The 17,522-nt window shown below is 72.1% G+C and carries 18 protein-coding genes; 7 read left to right on the top strand and 11 right to left on the bottom strand.

Features of this window, described 5'->3' with window-relative positions:
• Nucleotides 1-13: 13 nt before the first annotated feature.
• The 5 genes from OG580_RS13775 (at nucleotide 14) to OG580_RS13795 (ending at nucleotide 4,790) form a co-directional block, all read left to right on the top strand.
• A complete protein-coding gene (locus OG580_RS13775) occupies nucleotides 14-1,354 on the top strand; it encodes a methyl-accepting chemotaxis protein (RefSeq protein WP_267043958.1) in 1,341 nt (446 codons plus the stop codon).
• Entirely contained in the window at nucleotides 1,351-1,830 is a 480-nt protein-coding gene (locus tag OG580_RS13780; protein ID WP_267043959.1) for a hypothetical protein, read from the top strand. The genes OG580_RS13775 and OG580_RS13780 overlap by 4 nt, the downstream gene beginning before the upstream one ends.
• A 37-nt stretch (nucleotides 1,831-1,867) precedes the next feature.
• A complete protein-coding gene (locus OG580_RS13785; protein WP_267043960.1) occupies nucleotides 1,868-2,533 on the top strand; it encodes a VWA domain-containing protein in 666 nt (221 codons plus the stop codon).
• Nucleotides 2,534-2,994: 461 nt separating this feature from the next.
• On the top strand, nucleotides 2,995-3,834 hold the full coding sequence (locus OG580_RS13790) for a protein phosphatase 2C domain-containing protein (RefSeq protein ID WP_267043961.1): 840 nt from the start codon (nucleotides 2,995-2,997) through the stop codon (nucleotides 3,832-3,834).
• Nucleotides 3,831-4,790, top strand: a complete 960-nt coding sequence (locus OG580_RS13795) for a hypothetical protein (RefSeq protein WP_267043962.1) — start codon at nucleotides 3,831-3,833, stop codon at nucleotides 4,788-4,790. The genes OG580_RS13790 and OG580_RS13795 overlap by 4 nt, the downstream gene beginning before the upstream one ends.
• Here the strand turns inward: OG580_RS13795 and OG580_RS13800 are convergent.
• From OG580_RS13800 to OG580_RS13810, 3 genes are read right to left on the bottom strand one after another with little or no spacing between them, the layout of a single operon-like run.
• Nucleotides 4,787-5,983, bottom strand: coding sequence for a dipeptidase (locus OG580_RS13800; RefSeq protein WP_267043963.1), 1,197 nt, complete (start codon nucleotides 5,981-5,983; stop codon nucleotides 4,787-4,789). The two genes, OG580_RS13795 and OG580_RS13800, sit on opposite strands and share 4 nt — an antisense overlap.
• Nucleotides 5,980-6,477: a 5-(carboxyamino)imidazole ribonucleotide mutase gene (gene purE, locus OG580_RS13805; protein WP_267047996.1), complete on the bottom strand. Its 498-nt coding sequence runs from the start codon at nucleotides 6,475-6,477 to the stop codon at nucleotides 5,980-5,982. Before purE ends, OG580_RS13800 begins: the two co-directional genes overlap by 4 nt.
• 35 nt (nucleotides 6,478-6,512) lie before the next feature.
• Nucleotides 6,513-7,652: a 5-(carboxyamino)imidazole ribonucleotide synthase gene (locus OG580_RS13810; RefSeq protein ID WP_323182566.1), complete on the bottom strand. Its 1,140-nt coding sequence runs from the start codon at nucleotides 7,650-7,652 to the stop codon at nucleotides 6,513-6,515.
• Nucleotides 7,653-7,840: 188 nt separating this feature from the next.
• Between OG580_RS13810 and OG580_RS13815 the strand changes: the two genes are divergently transcribed.
• Nucleotides 7,841-8,371, top strand: coding sequence for a GtrA family protein (locus OG580_RS13815; RefSeq protein WP_267043965.1), 531 nt, complete (start codon nucleotides 7,841-7,843; stop codon nucleotides 8,369-8,371).
• Between the two features lie 9 nt (nucleotides 8,372-8,380).
• Here the strand turns inward: OG580_RS13815 and OG580_RS13820 are convergent, their stop codons facing one another.
• A complete protein-coding gene (locus OG580_RS13820) occupies nucleotides 8,381-9,652 on the bottom strand; it encodes an ATP-binding protein (protein ID WP_267043966.1) in 1,272 nt (423 codons plus the stop codon).
• Nucleotides 9,653-9,678: 26 nt separating this feature from the next.
• Complete coding sequence (locus tag OG580_RS13825) at nucleotides 9,679-10,356, bottom strand: response regulator transcription factor (RefSeq protein ID WP_024757648.1); 678 nt, start codon at nucleotides 10,354-10,356, stop codon at nucleotides 9,679-9,681.
• Between the two features lie 427 nt (nucleotides 10,357-10,783).
• Here OG580_RS13825 and OG580_RS13830 point away from each other — a divergent pair, with 427 nt between their 5' ends.
• A complete protein-coding gene (locus tag OG580_RS13830) occupies nucleotides 10,784-12,304 on the top strand; it encodes a peptide MFS transporter (protein WP_267043967.1) in 1,521 nt (506 codons plus the stop codon).
• Nucleotides 12,305-12,370: 66 nt separating this feature from the next.
• Here the strand turns inward: OG580_RS13830 and OG580_RS13835 are convergent, their stop codons facing one another.
• From OG580_RS13835 to OG580_RS13860, 6 genes are all read right to left on the bottom strand, one after another.
• Nucleotides 12,371-13,831 carry a hypothetical protein gene (locus tag OG580_RS13835; RefSeq protein WP_267043968.1) on the bottom strand — a complete coding sequence of 487 codons (1,461 nt, stop codon included), beginning with the start codon at nucleotides 13,829-13,831 and terminating at the stop codon, nucleotides 12,371-12,373.
• Between the two features lie 14 nt (nucleotides 13,832-13,845).
• The gene (locus OG580_RS13840; RefSeq protein WP_267043969.1) at nucleotides 13,846-14,907 is read right to left on the bottom strand and encodes a hypothetical protein; all 1,062 of its coding nucleotides are present in this window, start codon (nucleotides 14,905-14,907) and stop codon (nucleotides 13,846-13,848) included.
• Nucleotides 14,904-15,725 (bottom strand): hypothetical protein, encoded by an 822-nt coding sequence (locus OG580_RS13845; protein ID WP_267043970.1) that lies wholly within the window; start codon nucleotides 15,723-15,725, stop codon nucleotides 14,904-14,906. The genes OG580_RS13840 and OG580_RS13845 overlap by 4 nt, the downstream gene beginning before the upstream one ends.
• Nucleotides 15,725-16,414 (bottom strand): peptidase, encoded by a 690-nt coding sequence (locus OG580_RS13850; RefSeq protein ID WP_267047997.1) that lies wholly within the window; start codon nucleotides 16,412-16,414, stop codon nucleotides 15,725-15,727. Before OG580_RS13850 ends, OG580_RS13845 begins: the two co-directional genes overlap by 1 nt.
• 119 nt (nucleotides 16,415-16,533) lie before the next feature.
• Entirely contained in the window at nucleotides 16,534-16,953 is a 420-nt protein-coding gene (locus OG580_RS13855) for an ATP-binding protein (RefSeq protein WP_267043971.1), read from the bottom strand.
• Nucleotides 16,954-17,088: 135 nt separating this feature from the next.
• The gene (locus tag OG580_RS13860; protein ID WP_267043972.1) at nucleotides 17,089-17,460 is read right to left on the bottom strand and encodes an STAS domain-containing protein; all 372 of its coding nucleotides are present in this window, start codon (nucleotides 17,458-17,460) and stop codon (nucleotides 17,089-17,091) included.
• Between the last annotated feature and the right edge of the window lie 62 nt (nucleotides 17,461-17,522).

Genomic DNA, 17,522 nt, shown 5'->3' on the forward strand with positions numbered 1-17,522 from the left:
TGTGGGGGTGGGCATGCCCGTAGGGGCTTCGGCGAGTCGTCATCAGATAGCCCGGGAGATCGAGGCCTTCTCGCGCGAGACAGCCCTCGCGTCCCGGAGCGAGGAACTCCTGGAGCTCTGCCGGGCCTTGAGGGCGGCGGACAGTGACACCCGACCGCTGGACCCGTGGACCGAGCTCGATCTGCTCCAGTCCTACGCCCGCCCCGAGAGCATCACCCACGGCGCCTCGAAGCCCGAACACCCGGCGTGGGGCTGGCTGGAGGCGTTCCTCGGCGGTCTGGTCTTCATCCCGCTCGCCCTGACCTGGCTGGGACTCACCCAGGCGTCCAGCGCCTACGGGGCGCTGACCGGCGCCGACCCGAAGGCCGCCGCCCGGCCCTTCCTCCAGCTGTGGCAGTCCGGCTTCGAAGGTCATCTGACGGGCTTCTTCACCTTCGGCCACGTCGCCGGCACCGCGACCATCGCGATCCTCGTCCTCTTCGCCCTCGTCCTGCTGCACGGCTGGCGTCGTGCCGAGACCTCCCGCCGCGAGGCGGAGGCCGAACGGCTCACCGACGAGCTGCTGCGCCGGCTCGTGCCCTCGCTGACCCGGGCGCAGCTCCTGCTCAACTCCTACCGGCTGTCCTCTCCCCGCCGTTTCACCGCGGAGTTGACACAGTCGGCCGAGACCCTGAACCGGCTCGGCGACCGCGCGGCCTCGACCACGGAGGAGCTCGCCGAGGCGGCCCGGCTCGTCGGCGACTCGCTGGACAAGGCGGAGCAGCGGCTCGCCGGGGTCGACACCTCGGTCCGCCCGCTGGAGTCCGCCGCGACCCGGATCGAGGAAGCGGTACGGGGCGGCGGGAAGGACGTCGAGGCCGCGGTGAGCGGCAGCGGGGTCATGATCCGCAAGGCTCTGGAGGACGTACGGGGCACGAACGGCGAGGTCAAGGACGTCCTGGAGAAGGCCGGGGAGCGGGTGGAGGACTCCGTGACGGCGCTGGCCGCGGCGCAGCGCTCGTTCACCACCGGCATCGAGGTGACGGGAGACCTCTCCGCGCAGGTGCTCGGCAGGCTCACCGAGGTGGTGGAGGCCTCGGCGCGCGGCAGCGCCGACGCCCAGGCCCTCGTCGGCCGGTTCGCCGACCAGGCCGACGCCCTCGGGCTGGTGGCCGAGCGGCTCGGGAAGGCCGTCGAGGCGCTGCACTCCGCGCTCGCGGACACCGCCGTGCGGGATTCGGTTCGGGATTCGGTTCGGGACTCGGGGCGGGACTCGGGTCGGGACTCGGGGCGGGACTCGGGTCGGGACTCGGGGCGGGACATGCCGCCCGTGCCCCGGCGGCCCGCGCCGACGGACCGGGCCGACGTCCGGTGAGGGCTCCTCGGTTCAACCCCCTGCACCTGGCGGGCTGGCTCTTCGCGGACATGCTGCTCGTCCTGGCGCTGGTCGCGATGGGCGACCAGGGCGACCCGCAGGCCGCCGCCGCCCGGCCGGGGAGCTCCGCGACGCCGAAGCCCGGCCCCCCGAAGAGCCAGAAGCCCAAGGGGCCGCGTGCGGTGACCCGTACCCCGGTGAAGGTGTCCATCGACGCGAGCCCGGGGGACCGCGACGGGATCCTGGCGCGGTTGAAGAGCGCGACCGCGCGGTACGAGGGACGCCAGGCGGCCTTCGTCCTCACCTTCGGGCGGCACTCCGACCCCGGTGCCGGCGGCGCCTACGCGAGCGAGGTCAACTCCCTGCTGGCTAAGGCCCGTCCGGACATGTTCAAGGGTGCCACGACCCGCGACTTCTGGAAGGGCGGGGCCTCGGGAGGCCACGCCGACATCGAGATCTACTTCTACACGTACTGAGCGGCCACCGACCGCCTCACCGGAGGGAAGAGAACCCATGCAGATACTTCCGTTCTACCTGCTGTGCGACGAGTCGGGTTCGATGGCGGGTGACAACGTCGACGCCCTCAACACGACGCTGCCCGAGCTGCACCACGAGATCAGCACCAATCCGACGGTGGCCGACAAGACCCGGTTCTGCCTCATCGGCTTCTCCACGGACGCCAACGTGCTCCAGCCGCTGGTCGACCTCAGCGACATCGAGGAGGTCCCGGCGCTGGCGGCCGGCGGCCTCACCTCCTTCGGCAACGCCTTCCGTACGCTGCTGCGGTGCATCGAGACCGACGTCGCCGCGCTGAAGGCGGAGGGGCACGAGGTGTACCGGCCGGTCGCGTTCTTCATGTCGGACGGCATCCCCACGGACGACGACTGGCCGCAGGCGTACAAGGAGCTGACGGAGTCCCGCTACTGCCCGAAGATCATCGCCTTCGGGGTCGGTGACGCGGAGGAGTCGACGATCGCCCAGGTGGCGAACTTCCGCGCCTTCATCCAGCAGGACAGCAACGTCTCGCCCGCGGCGGCGCTGCGCGAGTTCGCCTCCAGCCTGACCCGGTCCATCGTCCGCTCGGCCAGCAGCATCGCCGCCGACGGCGGGTCCGACTTCACGCTCAGCGTGGAGGAGACCGTGCCCGGCTTCGCGACCGTCTCGCTCGACAAGCTCTGAGGGTGGACATGGAGCAGGAGATCCCTTTGCCTCCGCAGCCGCCGCTGCCCCCGCCCCCGCTGACGCCACCGGCCCCTTCGGCCGCCCCCGCTGACGCCTCGGACCCCTCCGCCGCCTCGGACCCCACGGACCCCACGGACCCCACGGACCCCAGGGACCCCAGGGACCCCAGGGTCGTATCGGCCTCCTCCGCCGTTCTCGGCGGCGGCTCACCCCTCGCTCCTCCGGAGGAGGACACCGCGGAGGAGTCCGCCGCTGGGGTGACCCCCGGGGCCGAGAGCTCAGGGCCGGAGGCCCCCGGGGCGGAAGCAACAGGGACGGAGAGCCCTGGATCGGAGAACCCCGGCCCGGAGATCTCCGCAGCGCAGGCCCCGCGCCCCGGGCCGCCGGCTCTCGGTGTCCCGGCCCACAGCGGGCGCAGGCCGCCGAGTTATCCGCCGGTGCCGCAGGGGCGGCCCCGGGTGTCGGACGATCCCACCGCCGCCGTCCTGCCCGACATCGTCCTGGACGGCGCCGCGTACCCGCCGCTGACGGTGCGGGCCGCCTCCGTCCGGGGTGACTCCCACCGCTACCACGGTGAGCCCCGCCAGGACTCGCTCGGTGTGAGCCTGCTCGGCGAGCCCGGCCCCGGCGAACTCCTCATGCTCGCCGTGGCCGACGGGGTCGGCTCCGCCTCCCTCTCGCACGTGGGGTCGAGCAGCGTGTGCCGCTGGGCCGCCTGGGCCCTCGCCCACCACGCCCAGGAGTTGTACGAGGCACTGGCCGCCGGTGCGGCGGCCCACTTCGCCGAACTGGCGACCTTCGTGGTCGAGCGGCTCGCGGACCGGCTGACCCTCAGCGCGAAGAACCGGTCGCACGAACCGGCGAGTTACGCCACCACGCTGCGCGTCCTCCTCGTCCCGCGCGATCCGTCCGTCCGTACCCGAGGTCTGCTCACCGTGGGCGACGGCGGCATCGCGCTGCTCCGGGACGGGCGCTGGGACCTGGATCCCGGCGGGACCGCCGAGGAGAAGGGGGCAGGGGACGGGGTCATCGACACCCGGACCGCCGCGCTCCCCCTGTCCCGTACCGCCGAGACCCGGCTCCTGACCACCCGCCCCGGCGACGTCCTCGTCCTCTCCACCGACGGCCTTTCCACCCCGCTGGCGGGCGAGTCCGAGATGCGGGAGTTCTTCGGCTCCGCCTGGGGCGGCGGCGGTTCCGTGCCCGAGCCCGCGGACTTCCTCTGGCAGTTCCAGTACCGGGTGAAGTCGTACGACGACGACCGCACGGGCGCCGTGCTCTGGGAGGCACTGCCGTGACGGCACAGGACGGGGCCGACATCGAGCAGTCCCTGCTCACGCTCGTACGGAAGCTCGCGACCGGCGGACAGGGCGAGGTGCACGAGGTGGGCGGCCCCGGGGAGCTGCTCTTCAAGCGGTACCTGGAACCGCAGAAGGCCGACGGGGCGGCCCTCGCCGCCCTGGTGACGCTGCGTCAGGGACTTGCCCCCGCCGAGGTCCGACGGCTGGACCGGGACACCGCGTGGCCGCTGTGCCGGGTGCTGGACGGCGGCCGGGTCGTGGGCTTCCTCATGCGCAGGGCGCCCGACGCCATGTCCTGGCGGACGGGCAAGGGCGATACGCGGCTGATCGAGCTGTCCTACCTGCTGCGCCCGCCGAAGGCGGCCTGGCAGGCGGTGCCGCAGCCCACGCCGGACGAGCGGTACGCGCTGGTGGTGGCGCTGGTGGAGCTGTTCCAGTGGCTGCACACGATGGGGCTCGTCGTCGGTGACCTCTCGCAGGCCAACGTCCTGTGGTCGCTCGATCCGGATCCCGCGGTGCACCTGCTCGACTGCGACGGCGTACGGATCACCGGCAGGCCCCCGGTCCTCGCGCAGGCCGACACCCCGGACTGGCTGGACCCGAAGGCCCCGCCCGGGGTGGTGAGCGTCGACAGCGACCGCTACAAGGCGGCGCTGATGATCGGCCGGGTCCTCGCGCAGGACGCGTACGCCACGCCCGAGCAGTCCCTGACGCCGCTCGCGGGGGTGCTGGACGAACGCCGGACGGCGGCCGTGCAGCGGCTGTGGGGGCTCGCGGACGGGGCGTACGGCACGCGGCCCGACCTGGGGCAATGGCGTACCGCGCTGGCCGGCCGGGACACCATCAAGCTGCTGGCCGCGCAGCCGGCGCCGAGGCCGGTGGTGGACCGCTCGCGGTTCGACGGGGGGTCGCACCGCGAGCGGGGCACCATCAGCCTCCGGGACACCCCCTAAGGAGCGTCCGCCGTGTCGATCGTCGCGTTCGACGGGGACGTACGGGCGCGCAGGTCGCGGGAGACCGCCTCCGCGTCGCGGAGGGCGCGGACGGCGTTGGACCACGTCAGCTTGGCGAGGTCCGGGTGCGACCAGCCGCGGTGCAGGAGCTCCGCGATCAGGTTCGGGTAGCCGGCGACGTCGTCGAGGCCGGCCGGGGTGAAGGCCGTCCCGTCGTAGTCGCCGCCGATGCCGATGTGGTCGATGCCGGCGGCCTCGCGCATGTGGTCGAGGTGGTCGGCGACCGTGGCGACGGTGGCGATCGGGCGCGGGTTGTCCGCCTCGAAGGCGCGGTGCAGCTTCATCGCCTCGGCGGTGGTGTCGAGGTGGTCGAAGCCGTGCTCGCGGAGGTTCTCGTCCGCCCGCGCGGTCCAGTCGACGGCCGCGGGGAGGATGAACTTCGGCACGAACGTGGCCATCGCGACGCCGCCGTTGGCGGGCAGCCGCTCCAGGACGTCGTCCGGGATGTTCCTCGGGTGGTCGCAGACCGCCCGCGCCGAGGAGTGCGAGAAGATCACCGGCGCGGCCGAGGTGTCGAGCGCCGCCCGCATGGTGGTGGCGGCGACGTGCGAGAGGTCGACGAGCATGCCGGAGCGGTTCATCTCGCGGACGACCTGCCGGCCGAAGTCGGAGAGCCCGCCGACGCCGGGCTCGTCGGTCGCCGAGTCCGCCCAGTCGTTGTTGTCGTTGTGCGTGAGCGTCATGTACCGCACGCCCAGGGTGTGCAGCGCGCGCAGGGTGGCGAGGGAGTTGTTGATCGAGTGGCCGCCCTCGGCGCCCTTGAGCGAGGCGATACGGCCCTGCTTGCGGGCCGCCTCCATGTCGTCCGCGGTCAGGGCCGGGACGAGCTCCGCCGCGTACCGCTCCAGGAGCTGGTCGACGATGTCGATCTGCTCCAGGGTCGCGCTGACCGCGTCGTCCCCGGCCAGCCGGCCCGGGACGTAGACCGACCAGAACTGCGCGCCCACCGCGCCCGCCCGGAGGCGGGCCAGGTCGGTGTGGAGCGAGGCGCTCTGGTCGGCCGCGATGTCGAGCTTGTCGAGGTCGTACCGCGCGTTCTGGCGCAGCGCCCACGGCAGGTCGTTGTGACCGTCGACGACGGGGTGGGTAGCGAGCAGCTCGCGCGCCTCCGCCAGACGGTCCGCCGCGCTCACTTGCCGAAGCCGAACGAGTCCGCGCCCTCGACCTTGGCCCGCAGGCGCTTGCCCTTCTCCGTGGCCTGGTCGTTGAGCTCCTGGAGGAACTCGTTCATCCGGGTCTGCAGTTCGGGGTCGTGCGCGGCGAGGATCCGGGCCGCGAGCAGGCCCGCGTTGCGGGCGCCGGCGACGGAGACCGTGGCGACGGGGATGCCGGCCGGCATCTGCACGATGGAGAGCAGCGAGTCCATGCCGTCGAGGTACTTCAGCGGCACCGGCACGCCGATGACCGGGAGCGGGGTGACGGAGGCGAGCATGCCGGGCAGGTGGGCGGCGCCGCCCGCGCCCGCGATGATCGCCTTGAGTCCGCGGCCCGCGGCCTCCTCGCCGTACGCGATCATCTCGCGCGGCATGCGGTGCGCGGAGAGGACGTTCACCTCGTACGCGATCTCGAACTCGTCCAGGGCCTGGGCGGCGGCTTCCATGACGGACCAGTCGGAGTCGGATCCCATGGCGATGCCGACGACGGGGGCGGTGCTGATGCTGCTCACTCGGTGATCGTTCCTCGCAGATAGCCGGCGGCGTGACGGGCGCGCTCCAGCACCTCGTCCAGGTCGTCGCCGTAGGTGTTGACGTGCCCCACCTTGCGGCCGGGCTTCACGTCCTTGCCATACATGTGGATCTTGAGCTGCGGGTCCCTGGCCATGCAGTGCAGGTACGCGGAGTACATGTCCGGGTAGTCGCCGCCCAGGACATTGCACATCACGGTCCACCGTGCGCGCGGCCGCGGATCGCCGAGCGGGAGGTCCAGAACCGCCCGGACGTGGTTGGCGAACTGCGAGGTGATCGCCCCGTCCTGGGTCCAGTGGCCGGAGTTGTGCGGGCGCATCGCCAGTTCGTTGACGAGGATGCGGCCGTCCGTGGCCTGGAAGAGCTCGACGGCGAGGTGGCCGACGACGCCCAGCTCCTTGGCGATCCGCAGCGCCAGCTCCTGCGCCTGCCCGGCGAGCTCCTCGTCGAGGTCGGGCGCGGGCGCGATCACGGTGTCGCAGACGCCGTCGACCTGACGGGACTCGACGACCGGGTAGGCCACGGCCTGGCCGTGCGGGGAGCGGACGATGTTCGCCGCGAGCTCGCGTACGAAGTCGACCTTCTCCTCGGCGAGGACCGGGACACCCGCCAGGAACGGGTCGCGGGCGTCCTCCGGCGTGCGGACGAACCAGACGCCCTTGCCGTCGTAGCCGCCGCGCACGGTCTTGAGGATGATCGGGAAGCCCCCGACCTCGGCCGCGAAGGCCACCGCGTCCGCCGCGTCCGCGACGATGCGGTGGCGTGGGCTCGGCGCGCCGATCTCGTCGAGCCTGGCGCGCATCACCCCCTTGTCCTGGGCGTGCACCAACGCGTCGGGCCCCGGGCGGACGGGGATGCCGTCCGCCTCAAGGGCCCGCAGGTGCTCCGTGGGGACGTGCTCGTGATCGAAGGTGATCACGTCACATCCGCGCGCGAAGTCACGCAGCGTAGCCAGGTCGCGATAGTCGCCTATGACGACCTCGCTCACCACCTGCGCCGCAGAGTCCTGCGGGGTGTCACTGAGGAGCTTGAACTTGATGCCGAGGGGGATACCCGCCTCGTGGGTCATACGGGCGAGCTGACCGCCACCGACCATGCCGACTACCGGGAACGTCACCCTCTTAGGGTATCCGCACCATCGGGGAACACTCGTCCGCCTGTGGTTTGTCACAAGGACAGCGCAGGTGAAGCCCGGGTTTCCCCATGGTTTACGAGGTACCCGGGCGGGTGACAGGGGGGCTGGTTAGCATGGTTGGGTTGACGTCGCCCGGACGTCACCCGGACGGACGGGACACAGCCATCACCATGAGTGAACCCGGCGCGCTGCGCATGCGACTCAACGGGCTCTTCCGTGAGGTCGCCAAGTTCGGGGTGGTCGGCGGTCTCGGCGTCCTGGTCAACCTCGGCGTCTTCAATCTGGTGCGCCACTTCTCGGACCTCCAGGTGGTCCGCGCCAGCCTGGTCGCCACCGTGGTCGCGATCGGCTTCAACTACGTGGGGTTCCGCTACTTCACGTACCGCGACCGGGACAAGTCGGGACGGACGAAGGAACTGTCGCTGTTCCTGCTGTTCAGCCTGGTCGGCATGGTCATCGAGAACGGCGTGCTCTACGCGGCGACGTACGGCTTCGGCTGGGACGGACCGCTGGCGAGCAACTTCTTCAAGTTCTTCGGGATCGGGATCGGGACCCTGTTCCGCTTCTGGTCGTACCGCACGTGGGTGTTCCGCGCGCTGCCCGCGAAGGAAGCCGTGCAGACCGCCGAATCGTTCCTTGAGCAGGCTCCCCGCCAGGCGACTCCGCGCCAGGCGGAACGGCGCCAGCCCGACCGCGTCTGACCTGCCCTTTTACCGTACGGGCCGCTCCCGTGTCTCCTTCTCGACGCTCCTGACCTCCCGGCTCAGGAACAGCGCGAAGACCGGCGGGTGCTCCTTGAGCAGCTCCAGGCGCCCGCCGTCCGCCTCCGCCAGATCGCGGGCGACGGCCAGGCCGATGCCGGTGGAGCTGCGGCCGCTCACCGCCCGCTCGAAGATCCGCGCGCCGAGGTCTGCGGGGACGCCCGGGCCCTCGTCCGTGACCTCGATCACCGACTGGTTGCCGGTGACCCGGGTCCGTACGGCGACGGTGCCGCCACCGTGCATGAGCGAGTTCTCGATCAGGGCCGCGAGCACCTGGGCGACCGCGCCCGGGGTGCCGACGGCCCGCATCCCCTGCTTGCCGGAGTGGACGATGGCCCGCCCGCCGCTGCGGTAGGCCGGCCGCCACTCCTCCAGCTGCTGCTTGACGACCTCGTCGAGGTCGAAGGCGACGGCGGAGCCCGTACGGGGGTCCCGGGAGTTGGTCAGGAGCCGTTCGACGACGTCGGTGAGCCGCTCGACCTGGGTGAGCGCGATCGTCGCCTCCTCCTTGACCGTGTCCAGGTCGTCGGCGAGGGCGACCTCCTCCAGTCGCATGGAGAGGGCGGTCAGGGGCGTACGGAGCTGGTGCGAGGCGTCGGCGGCGAGCCGGCGCTCGGCGGTGAGCATCCGGGCGATGCGTTCGGCGGAGGCGTCGAGGACGTCCGCGACCCGGTCGAGCTCGGGCACCCCGTACCGCTTGTGCCGGGGGCGCGGGTCGCCGGAGCCGAGGCGCTCGGCGGTCTCCGCGAGGTCGGTGAGCGGCGACGCCAGCTTGTCGGCCTGGCGTACGGCGAGGAGGACGGCGGCGATGACGGCGAGCAGCGCCACGGCGCCGATGATCAGGAGCGTGCGGCCGACCTCGGCGGTGACCGTGGAGCGGGACTCCTCGACGATCACGGTCTCGCCGCGCTCGCCCTCGGCGAGACCGCGGATGACGTCGCCGTCGGGGCGGGTGCCGATCTCGATGGAGGCGCGGCCGGGGATACGGATCTGCGCGTACCGCTTGGCGCCGCTCTGCTCGGCGAGGATGTCCGGGTTGACCGGCTCGCCGCCGATGAGCCGGCTGTCGACGATGGAGACGATCCGCAGCGCCTCCGAGTCCACGCTCTCCTGCGCGCTGCTGGAGATCGTGCGGGTCTCGACGATGACGAGGGAGACGCCGAAGACGGCGATGACGACGAGCACCACGGCGAGCGTGGAGTTGATCAGACGGCGGCGCACGGAGCTCTCTTCGAAGCGGTGGGGTGTCAGCTCTTCTCGAAGCGGAAGCCGACTCCGCGCACGGTGGCGATGTAGCGCGGGTTGGCGGCGTCGTCGCCGAGCTTCTTGCGGAGCCAGGAGATGTGCATGTCGAGGGTCTTGGTGGAGGACCACCAGGTGGTGTCCCAGACCTCGCGCATCAGCTGGTCGCGGGTGACGACCCGGCCGGCGTCCCGGACCAGGACCCGGAGCAGGTCGAATTCCTTGGCCGTGAGCTGGAGCTCCTCGTCGCCCATCCAGGCGCGGTGCGACTCGACGTCGATCCGTACGCCGTGGGTGGAGGGGGCGACGACGGGCTCGCTGGAGCCGCGCCGGAGGAGGGCCCGGACCCGGGCGAGGAGTTCGGCGAGCCGGAAGGGCTTGGTGACGTAGTCGTCGGCGCCCGCGTCGAGTCCGACGACCGTGTCGACCTCGTCCGCCCGCGCGGTGAGGACCAGGATCGGGACCGCGTGACCTTCGGCGCGCAGTCGCCGGGCGACCTCCAGGCCGTCCATGCCGGGCAGCCCCAGGTCGAGTACGACGAGGTCGACTCCGCCCTGGAGTCCGGCGTCGAGAGCGGTGGGACCGTCCTCGCGGACCTCGACCTCGTACCCCTCTCTCCGCAGGGCGCGGGCCAGCGGTTCCGAGATGGAGGCGTCGTCCTCGGCGAGCAGTACACGGGTCATGGGGTGATGGTAGTCCGCACGGCCACCGGACCGGGGCGGGATGCGTTCACCCCCGGTGGCCCCTGGGTATCGTGTGGGCATCCTGCTCATGACCTTCGAATGGCGCCCCGCGGTTGCGCTGCGGCCTGTGATCCATCTCTCAAGTCCTTCCATATCCGGCACTGTCGTGTCGTATGGTGTCTCGACGTCTGTAGCGGTAAACGGGGACCTTTGGCCAGCTTCATGCGCCAAGGTCCTCTTTCTGCGTGAGGTCGGCTCAGCCGATCCTCGAAGACGGTGAACGACCTGTGGGCCGGGTTCCGGGACGCGACGACGCGACTCCCGGGGCGTGGATCCCGGTGGAGTCCAACGGCTCCGTCGGTGCCGGCCTCCCCCACCGGGCGCACCCCGCTCACCAAGCGAGCGTCCCGACAGAGCAAGGATCGACATGGCGTCCAGCCTGACGAAGGAATCGGCCGAACCCCTCGGCTACGAGAAGACCTTCCTCGGCCACCCCCGCGGCCTGGCCACCCTCTTCATGACCGAGATGTGGGAGCGTTTCTCCTACTACGGCATGAGGGCTCTTCTGGTCCTGTACCTGGTCTCCGGCGGCGTGGACGCCGCTACGGGAAGCCAGGGCGGCGGCCTCGCGATGACCGCGGCGACGGCAACGGCGATCTACTCCGTCTACGTCTCGATGGTCTACCTCATGGCCATGCCCGGCGGTTGGTTCGGCGACCGCGTCTGGGGCGCCCGCAAGACGGTGGCGATCGCGGCCTCCGTGATCATGCTCGGCCATGTCTCGCTGGCCATCCCCGGCCAGGCGATGTTCTTCGTCGGCCTCGCGCTCGTCGCAGTCGGCTCCGGTCTGCTGAAGGCCAACATCTCGACGATGGTCGGCCACCTCTACAAGGGCGCGGACGACCCGCGCCGTGACGGTGGCTTCACGCTCTTCTACATCGGCATCAACCTGGGCGCGTTCTTCGCTCCCCTGGTCATCGGCACCGTCGGCGAGAAGGTCAACTGGCACCTGGGCTTCGCCCTCGCCGCCGTCGGCATGGGCCTGGGCCTCGCCGTCTTCCTGGCCTTCGGCAAGACGCTGAACCCGAAGAGCAGCGAGGTCCCGAACCCGCTGTCCGCCACGGAGCGCAAGGCTGTCATCACCAAGGTCGCCGTCATCGCCGTCGTGATCGCGGTCTTCTACGGTGCGGTCGTCGCCCTGGGCATGTACACCCTGAACTGGGCGATGGTCCCGATCACCCTCGCCGGTCTGATCATCCCGGTCGCCGTCCTGGCCCGCATCAAGCGGGACAAGGACCTGGACGCCGGTGAGAAGTCCCGGGTGACCGGCTACATCTGGTTCTTCGTCGCCGCCGCGATCTTCTGGATGATCTACGACCAGGGTGGCTCGACGCTGTCCCTCTTCGCGGACAGCAAGACCGCCGACACCATCTTCGGCCTCGGCTTCCCCGCCACCTGGTACCAGTCGCTGAACCCGCTGTTCGTCATGGCGCTGGCCCCGGTCTTCGCCTGGCTGTGGCTGTGGCTGGCCCGCAAGAACCAGGAGCCGAACACCATCGTGAAGTTCGCGATGGGTCTCGTCCTGGTCGGCGCGTCCTTCTTCGTCTTCATCGTCCCGATGAACATGGCGGGCGACGGCACCAAGGTCTCCCCGATGTGGCTGGTCACGATCTACATGATCCAGACCATAGGTGAGCTGTGCCTCTCCCCCGTCGGCCTCTCCGTCACCACGAAGATGGCGCCGAAGAAGTACGCCTCCCAGATGATGGGTGTCTGGTTCCTCGCCGTCACCGCCGGTGACTGCACCACGGGTCTGCTCTCCATCGCGGGCGTGGACCTGAACGGAACCGGGATCATCGCGATGCAGGCGACGCTCGCCGTCGCGGCCGGTTTCGCGATCTTCATGTACCGCAAGAAGGTCCAGGGGCTCATGGGCAGCGTCCACTGACCCCGTTCCCCCCGCGAACACACGAAGGCCGCCGCACCGGTTCCGGTGCGGCGGCCTTCGCCGTTCTCAGCGCCTCAGGCGTGCCCACGGGGTGAACGTGAACACCGCGCCGCCGATGAGGATGACCGTGCCCGCGACCAGGGCGAGGGCGCGCAGGGCGCCGTCGCTCTCGGCGCCGGTCTCGGCGAGGTTCTCACCGGAGGAGCCGCCGGAGGACGTGCTACCGCCGCCCGAGCCGGAGCCCGAACCCGAGCCGGAGCCGCCGCTCGCGCCGCCCGCCTGCTTGCTCGTGTCGAGCTCCAGGGAGGCCTGGACCGCGCCCTTGACCTGGCACGGGATGTCCATCTTGGCGGAGCCGAGCGTGACCTTGATGGTCAGCGCGCCCGGGCTGAGCGTGGACTTCCCGGTCGCGCCGGGCTTGTACGTGCCCTTCATGTCCTCCAGGCTCACCGGGGCGCCCGCCTCGACCGCCGTGGGGTTGGGGGCGCCGGTGACCAGCACCGTGCCGCTGTCGGCTCCGCCGATCTTGACCGCCATGGTCGGGACGAGAGCCCCCTTGGGGAGGGGAGCCGGGCTGTCCATGACGCCCTTGGCCGTCTTGACGGTGAGGTCGTAGACGGCGCCGTTCTTCTTCGCGCTGATCGTCACCTTGGAGTTGATGTTCGGCGGGCCGGGGGACGTGCAGGTGAAGGCGACGGTGACTTCCTTGCCCGGGAAGTCGGTCTGCCCGCCGCCGGACCCGCCGGACGCCGAGCCGCCGCCGGAGGTGGTCGTCGAGCCGCCCGTGCCCCCGCTGGAGCTGGCCGCGGCGCCGCCCGTGTGCCCACCGTTGGTGCTCGTGCCGCCGCTGGTGGTGGTCGTGCTCGCGCCGCCGGACGTGGTCGTACTGCTGCCGCCGGAGGTCGTCGTGCTCGCGCCGCCGGACGTCGTCGTGCTCGCGCCGCCGCCCGAGGTCGTCGTGCTCGCGCCGCCGCCCGAACCCGAGCCGGAGCCGCCACCGGCCGCCGTCACCTTGATCGTCGCGCCGACCGGCACCGCCTCCTTCGGCGTGCACTTCGTGTCCGTCGACAGCGGCTTGGACACGTTGATCGTGTACTTGTCGGGCGTCAGCGTGATGTCGCCCGCCGCGGTCAGCTTCAGCTTCCCCTTCATCTCGGGCAGCACCATCGCGCTGTTCTTGGGGATCGGCGGGTTCTGCCGCGGTCCCTCCATCGCGACGGTGCCGCTCGCCGCGCCGCCCACCTTCAGGACGCCGCTCGGCTTCACCGTGTCCGCGCCGAGGTCCAGCACGTCCGGGTTCTTCGAGGCGGCCTGGACCGTCTTCCAGACGATCTCGACCTCGTCGCCGACCTTGGCCTCCGCCGGTGCGGTGACGAGCACCTTCGTGGTGCCCTGCACGGGCGGGAGGCCGGAGATGGACGGCGGGATGCACTCCGTCTTGTACGAGACCTCGGCGGCCTGTGCGGGGCCGGCGGAAATCAGGATCCCCGCGCCGCCGAGCATCAGCGCGACACCGGCCGCGCTCATCCTCCGTTGCGTACTCACGCATGTCCCTTCGTCGTCGGACTGCTCTCTGGCGCTGACGGTGCGGAGTCAGGGCTGAACCACGGCAGGACCGTGGTCGGTTCGTCGTCCCTCGCGTTCCCGTCCCCGTTCGCGGGGGCGGCGGCGGGGACGGACGTGCGGCGGGTACGGCGGCGCGGTGCCGTCGTACGGGGGAGGCGGCCGGCCGGGCGTCCCGATCCGGGCCGGGCGCGGTCCACCACGGCCATCCCGATCCGGAACAGAGCCGCCGGTACGACGACGGCGAGCAACAGCCAGAAGAGCGTCACGCCCCAGGGGCGGCCCACCCCCCACGGCTGCTCGACCAGGACCTTGCCGGCGTACCGGACGGAGATCTGGTAGTCGCCGTGCGCGCCCGCGACGAGTTCGGCGGGGAGCCGGACGAGGGCCTTCTTGCCGGGGGCGATCGTGCCGCGCCACTGGCGTTCCTCGTACTGCGGCGCGAAGACGCCGTGGCTCGTGCCGACCTCGAAGACCGGGTCCTCGACGGCGGCCGAGCCGAGGTTGCCGACGGTGAAGACGACCTCCCGGCGCGGGGGTGCCCCGAACCAGACGAGGAGGCCGCTGGAGCCGTCGAGGCGTACGGACGCGAGGACGGCGAGCCGCCCGTTGCCCGAGGCCTCGGGGAGCGGGGCCGTGGGGTGCCCGGCGACCGTGAACTCCTTGTCGACGGCGTCCTGTTGGCCCGTGACACCGGCCACGTGCACCACGCACGGGCAGGGCTTGGGCGGTTCGGCGACCGGGAGTTTCGCGCTGAACCCGCCCCTGGCGTCGACGGTGGCCGCCCGGCCCTCGCTGTTGGCGCAGGAGTTGGTGCCGCCGATGACGCCCTTGCCGGGCGCGGACTGGCCGCAGATCAGGAGCATGAGCAGCGCGCCCGGCTTCCAGCCGCTGCCGCTGACGGTGATCTCGCCGCCCTTGCCTCCCTCGGTCACCGAGAGCGCGACCACGGGCCCGGGGGCCGCGGTCGCGGGCCCCACGGGCAGCAGTGCGAGGGCGAGGGCCGCGAGGAGGGCGGCAGCCGTACGGATCGTCCTCATGGTGTCGCTCCCTCCGGGGCTCGCTGGGTACGGGGCCTTCCGCGCCGCCACACCGCGTATCCGCCGCCCGCCGCCGCGAGGAGCAGCCCGGCCGACCCCGCGAGCGCGGGGACCGAGGCGAAGGCGGCCTCCGCGCGGGCGGTGGCGGGGGCCGCGCCGGGGGCGCCGGCGGTCAGCAGGACGGTGACGGAGTCGAGGGCGGGCGGGTCGGGCCAGGGTTCGGTGCGGGCGACGCGCTCGCCGGGGCGCAGGGTGAGCGGCAGGGCGCGCTCCGGTCGGTCGAGGACCGTGCCGAGGAGACCCTCGGCACGGACCGCGAGGGTCGGGGCGAGGACCGTGGTGCCGCGGTTGACCAGGGTGTAGCCGAGGGTGCCGGCGGCCTCGTCGACGCGGACGTCCTCGACGGTGAGCGCCGCGAGGCGGGGGCCGCTCACCCGCAGGTGCAGCCGCACGCTCAGCTCCCGTCCGGCGGCGGTGGCGCGCACGGTGCCCCGGTGGTCGCCGGGCGGGGTGTCCGCGGTGACGGTCACGGTGAAGGGCACGTCCGCCCGGGTCCTGGCGGGCACGGTGACGGTCCGCGCGGCGAAGGCGACCGGCGCGCCCTGCCCGGTGAGCCGTACGGTGAGCGGCCCCGTGCCCGGGTTGGTCAACGACAGGGTGTCCTGGAGGACGCTGCCGGCGGGGCCCTCCAGGTAGGCGTACGGCCGTCCGGCGGCGGGCGCCGCCGTCCAGGCCTGCGCTCCGGGGGGAGCCGCCGCGACCGCGCCGACGAGGGCGGTCGCGGCGGCCACGAGCCCGGAGCGCGCGGCCGCCCGCATCAGCGTGCCGTGCGCCGCGTGAGCCAGAGGACTCCGGCGGCGCCGGTCAGCAGGACGGTGCCGCCGAGGGTCCCGAGCGCCACGGCGGAGTCGAGCGGGCCGGTCTTGGGCAGTTCGGTCCCGGAGCCCTCGTCGTCGCCGTCGTCGGCGGGCGGGGTGTCGTCGCCGCCGGAGACCCCCGTGACCTCCAGTTCGAGTGAGGGCTTGGGGTTGTTCTTCGGGGTGCACTCGGCCGCGTCCATCCCGAGGGCGTGCACGATGAGCTTGCCGGCCGTGAAGGTGACCTTGCCGTTCTTCGTCGGGGTGTACGTGCCCGTCAGCGTGCCGATGCTGATCGGGGTGTCCGGCGGGATGGCGGCCGCGTTCGGCACCCCCTTGACCTTCACCGTGCCTTCGGCGACGCCGCCGAGGACGAGTTCGGCGCGCGGGGTCATGACGCCCTTGCCGAGCTCGATCGGGCTGTCGGAGACGCCCTTCTCGAAGGACATGGTGATCGTGTAGCCGCTGCCGCTCTTGACGGCCTTGATGTCGACGGGCGAGACGGCGTCCTTTGGCCCGATCTTCGTCACGCAGGCGTAGTTCACATCGACGACGGTCGCCTGGGCGGCCGGTGCGGCGGCCAGTACGGCCGCGCCCGCCACCGCGACGGCAGCCGTGAGACCGGCGGCCGTTCTCCTTCGGTTCGGCACCTTGGACACCGCGAGCACCCCTCACCGCAACGTAACTGACGGTCTTTCAGATTGGCCGTCAAGGTACGCCCGGGGCCTTACGGAGGGAAGGCAGGGGAACGGGTGAACTTGTGAAAGTCCTAAGGCGCTGCGGCGAGTTCGGCCCAGACCGTCTTTCCGGGGGCGCCGGGGGTGCGGTCGATGCCCCAGTCCAGGCAGAGCCGCTGCACGATGAACATGCCGTGGCCGCCCGGGCGGCCGGACCGGTGCGGGGTGCGGGGCGCGGGCTGTCCGGCGCCGCGGTCGGTGACTTCGAGGCGCAGGACGTGGGGCATCCGCAGGACGCGCAGGCGCTCGGGGCCCTCGGCGTGCAGGCAGGCGTTGGTGACGAGTTCGGACACGACGAGCAGGACGTCCTCGGCGGCGGCCCTGCGGTCGGCGGTGGCGGCCGGCAGCCAGCCCCACTCGTGGAGCGCCGACCGTGTGAAGTCACGGGCGAGCGGGACGGTGCCGCTGGTCTCGCCGAGGGCGAGCGTACGGACGTCGGAAGCTTGGTCCATCAGCGCTTCACCTCACCGATCGACGGGACAGAGGGGCGGGACGTGCGGTCCGCGCGGGGCGGGGCGTTACGGGGCGGGCGGGGCGGGCCCGGGCGGATGCCGGACGGCCGGCTTCGACGCCGGGTCCGGCCGGACTCAACCCGGGAGGGCCGTACCGAGCGTGTCGTGCAGCGTGAAGACGGCGTCCGCCCCGGTGATCCGGAAGACCCGGGCGACCGCGGGCCGCATCCCGACGAGATGGACCCCGCCGCCGGCGGCGTCCGCGCCCAGCCGGGCACCCAGCAGCACGTTGAGCCCGGTCGAGTCGCAGAAGTCGAGCGCCGAGCAGTCGACGACGAGCCGTGCCCGGCCCGCGTCGAGCGCGGCCTCCAGTGGCGTACGCAACAGTTCGGCGGTGTGGTGATCGAGCTCACCCGCCAGAGTGAGGAGTTCGCTTCCCGCGTCCACGGTCCGGACCCCGACCCGCAGCCGCGCGGGCGGCGCGCTGCCGATGTGCTGGCGGTCCATGGCCGTGCCTCTTCTCGCTCTCGCGGATGCCGACTGACGTGCGTCGAACCCTACAAGCGGGG

The sequence above is a fragment of the Streptomyces sp. NBC_00094 genome, from assembly GCF_026343125.1.
Taxonomy (GTDB): Bacteria; Actinomycetota; Actinomycetes; order Streptomycetales; family Streptomycetaceae; genus Streptomyces.

Excerpts from the sequence above, each read along its gene's own strand:
- OG580_RS13860 (WP_267043972.1), bottom strand. The coding sequence starts at position 17,460 with ATGGACCGCCAGCACATCGGCAGCGCGCCGCCCGCGCGGCTGCGGGTC.
- OG580_RS13775 (WP_267043958.1), top strand. The coding sequence starts at position 14 with ATGCCCGTAGGGGCTTCGGCGAGTCGTCATCAGATAGCCCGGGAGATC.
- OG580_RS13830 (WP_267043967.1), top strand. The coding sequence starts at position 10,784 with ATGGCGTCCAGCCTGACGAAGGAATCGGCCGAACCCCTCGGCTACGAG.
- purE (WP_267047996.1), bottom strand. The coding sequence starts at position 6,477 with ATGGGATCCGACTCCGACTGGTCCGTCATGGAAGCCGCCGCCCAGGCC.
- OG580_RS13835 (WP_267043968.1), bottom strand. The coding sequence starts at position 13,831 with ATGAGCGCGGCCGGTGTCGCGCTGATGCTCGGCGGCGCGGGGATCCTG.
- OG580_RS13840 (WP_267043969.1), bottom strand. The coding sequence starts at position 14,907 with ATGAGGACGATCCGTACGGCTGCCGCCCTCCTCGCGGCCCTCGCCCTC.
- OG580_RS13825 (WP_024757648.1), bottom strand. The coding sequence starts at position 10,356 with ATGACCCGTGTACTGCTCGCCGAGGACGACGCCTCCATCTCGGAACCG.
- OG580_RS13785 (WP_267043960.1), top strand. The coding sequence starts at position 1,868 with ATGCAGATACTTCCGTTCTACCTGCTGTGCGACGAGTCGGGTTCGATG.
- OG580_RS13815 (WP_267043965.1), top strand. The coding sequence starts at position 7,841 with ATGAGTGAACCCGGCGCGCTGCGCATGCGACTCAACGGGCTCTTCCGT.
- OG580_RS13855 (WP_267043971.1), bottom strand. The coding sequence starts at position 16,953 with ATGGACCAAGCTTCCGACGTCCGTACGCTCGCCCTCGGCGAGACCAGC.
- OG580_RS13845 (WP_267043970.1), bottom strand. The coding sequence starts at position 15,725 with ATGCGGGCGGCCGCGCGCTCCGGGCTCGTGGCCGCCGCGACCGCCCTC.